3 protein-coding genes are annotated in these 2,430 nt (G+C 70.3%); 1 reads left to right on the forward strand and 2 read right to left on the reverse strand.

The annotated features are described in order from the left end of the window. Window positions 1–108: 108 nt before the first annotated feature. Window positions 109–492, forward strand: coding sequence for a VOC family protein (locus STRIP9103_RS44785; RefSeq protein WP_009344072.1), 384 nt, complete (start codon window positions 109–111; stop codon window positions 490–492). 122 nt (window positions 493–614) lie between these two features. Here the strand turns inward: STRIP9103_RS44785 and STRIP9103_RS44790 are convergent, their stop codons facing one another. Further along, window positions 615–1,430 carry a hypothetical protein gene (locus STRIP9103_RS44790; protein WP_048822349.1) on the reverse strand — a complete coding sequence of 272 codons (816 nt, stop codon included), beginning with the start codon at window positions 1,428–1,430 and terminating at the stop codon, window positions 615–617. A gap of 299 nt (window positions 1,431–1,729) precedes the next feature. Further along, window positions 1,730–2,395, reverse strand: a complete 666-nt coding sequence (msrA, locus tag STRIP9103_RS44795; RefSeq protein WP_009344076.1) for a peptide-methionine (S)-S-oxide reductase MsrA — start codon at window positions 2,393–2,395, stop codon at window positions 1,730–1,732. Window positions 2,396–2,430: the final 35 nt, after the last annotated feature.

The following is a 2,430-nucleotide window of genomic DNA, read 5'->3' on the forward strand; positions in this document are numbered from 1 at the left end:
CGGGCACAGGCCGTCTCCATGGGGCACCGATGACGGATGGTGGGGTGCCCGGCGGCTGCCTAGCGTGGGAAGAGTCCGCGATGGATGACGTACGAGGAGGCACCCCACATGCCCGTCGCACTGAATCACACGATCGTCGCCGCCCACGACAAGGAGGCCTCCGCGCGGTTCCTCGCCGACATCCTGGGGCTGGAGGTGCGCCCGCCGTTCGGCCCCTTCATCCCGGTCGAGATCCCCAACGGCGTGACCCTCGACTACATGGACACCCCCGACCCGATCACACCCCAGCACTACGCCTTCCTGGTCACGGAGGACGAGTTCGACGAGATCTTCGCCCGGATCAAGGCGGCCGGTCTGACGTACTGGGCGGACCCGTACCACCGCCGGACGAATGAGATCAACACGAACGACGGCGGTCGCGGCACCTACTTCGACGACCCGAACGGCCACAACCTGGAGATCATCACCAGGCCGTACGGGAGTGGATCCTGACGGCGACGGCGGTCGACGGCAGCGCGGGGCCTGACGGCGGCGGTCGTACGACAGGGGGGCCTGACGGCCGGTGCCGTACGGGAGCGGGTGGCGTACGGCGGTGAGGCGCGTCGGCGTCGCCGTCACGGCCGGACCCTGGTCACCGCTCGCAAGTCGCCGCTCAGCAGATCGGTGTGGGTGATGGCGAAGTCACCGTTCGGCAGGGTGCCGCCGAAGTGCCGGCCGATCACTGTGCCGGGGAGGTACGCCCGCAGGCTGTGGCGCATGGCGGTGTCGTACTCCACGGGTTCGCCCCAGTCGGCCGGAGCCTCGTCGGTGCCGAGGACGACCCAGTGGTCCACGGAGACCGGGGCGTCGAGATCGGGCACGCCTCCGCTGTGGCAGTCGAGCGCGGGCAGGGTGAGGAGTTCGGGGTCGACCGGCGGGTACCACATGAGCAGCGGCTTCGCGTGTGCGGCCTGCGCGTTGTCGAAGCAGCAGACGGCGATGGCGTGGGCCGGGTATCGCTCGGCGTAGAAGGCGAGCAACTCCGGGTCGAGCGACGGCCGTCGATGGGCGGGGACCTCGGCGAGCGCGGCCGGTATCGCCCGCGGGTCGCGGGCGAGCAGCACGGTGTAGATGTCGTGCTCGAACACCTCGACGGCGGGGCCGGGGTCCCCTCCCATCCAGGCCATCAGCGCGGGGCCGCCCACGGATATCGGCCGTACCGCGTCCACCATCCGCTCCAGCAGGTCGGAACTCCGGCCGACGGAGAGGAAGTTCTGGCGACTCATGTGCCGGGTCGGCAGGTGCAGCAGCATGGCGTTGGGGCCGTCGGCGAGGTTGACGGCGGTGTTCTGGTGGCCGAGGACATGGATCAGCCCGTGCTCGGGGTGGCGCAGCCGACCGCAGTACAGGGTGGTGCCGGAGAACTCGGCCGGGGCCATGGAGACGCACATGGCGGCAAGTGTGACCGAACGTCGGGTCGGTGGGGGCCGGGGGGTCAAAACCGCCGGAGTCCGCGCCCGATCAGGTGCGGGGAGGCGGAGTGACGGCGTGCCAGTAGGTGCTCACCAGCCGACGGTGACCGTCTCTCCCGAACTTCTCGGAGCCGCGGCCCACCGGATGACCTTCCACCGACCGGATGTCACCTCACGGCGACCGGATCCCCCGGCGTCGGCCCAGTCACCTCGCCCCGCACCGTTCCGCCTCGCCCTCGAAGGAAAAACCGATCGCGCGGCGGTCGGCCCTCAGGGCCTCATCCCTGCGCCTTCGCCACCCCGATCGGGCAGGACACCCCGGTGCCGCCGATGCCGCAGTAGCCCGCCGGGTTCTTGTCCAGGTACTGCTGGTGGTAGCCCTCGGCGGGGTAGAAGGTGCGGCCCTCGACCGGGAGGATCTCGGTGGTGATGGTGCCGTAGCCGGAGGTGGTGAGGACCTTCTGGTAGGCCTCGCGGGAGGCTTCGGCGACGGCCGCCTGCTGCGGGGTGTGGGTGTAGACGGCGGACCGGTACTGGGTGCCGACGTCGTTGCCCTGGCGGAAGCCCTGCGTCGGGTCGTGGGACTCCCAGAAGACCTGGAGCAGGCGCTCGTAGGAGATGAGGGAGGGGTCGTAGACGACGCGGACGACCTCGGTGTGGCCGGTCAGCCCGGAGCAGACCTCTTCGTACGTGGGGTTCTCCGTGTATCCGCCCTGGTAACCGACCAGCGTCGTCCACACCCCCGTCGGCAGCTGCCAGAACTTCCGCTCCGCGCCCCAGAAGCAGCCGAGGCCGAAGTCGGCGATCTCCAGGTGCTCGGGGTACGGACCGAGGAGGGGGTTGCCGAGCACGGTGTGCCGGTCGGGTACCGCGAACGGCAGTTCGGCGCGGCCCTGCAGCGCCTGCTCGGGGGTGGGCAGCTGGGGCGTGCGGCCGAAGAACATCGGGACTCCCTTGGAGACGTACGGACGGGTGGAGA

The organism is Streptomyces ipomoeae 91-03 (assembly GCF_000317595.1).
In the GTDB taxonomy this organism is placed as follows: Bacteria; Actinomycetota; Actinomycetes; order Streptomycetales; family Streptomycetaceae; genus Streptomyces; species Streptomyces ipomoeae.

Excerpts from the sequence above, each read along its gene's own strand:
- STRIP9103_RS44785 (WP_009344072.1), top strand. The coding sequence starts at position 109 with ATGCCCGTCGCACTGAATCACACGATCGTCGCCGCCCACGACAAGGAG.
- msrA (WP_009344076.1), bottom strand. The coding sequence starts at position 2,395 with ATGTTCTTCGGCCGCACGCCCCAGCTGCCCACCCCCGAGCAGGCGCTG.
- STRIP9103_RS44790 (WP_048822349.1), bottom strand. The coding sequence starts at position 1,430 with ATGTGCGTCTCCATGGCCCCGGCCGAGTTCTCCGGCACCACCCTGTAC.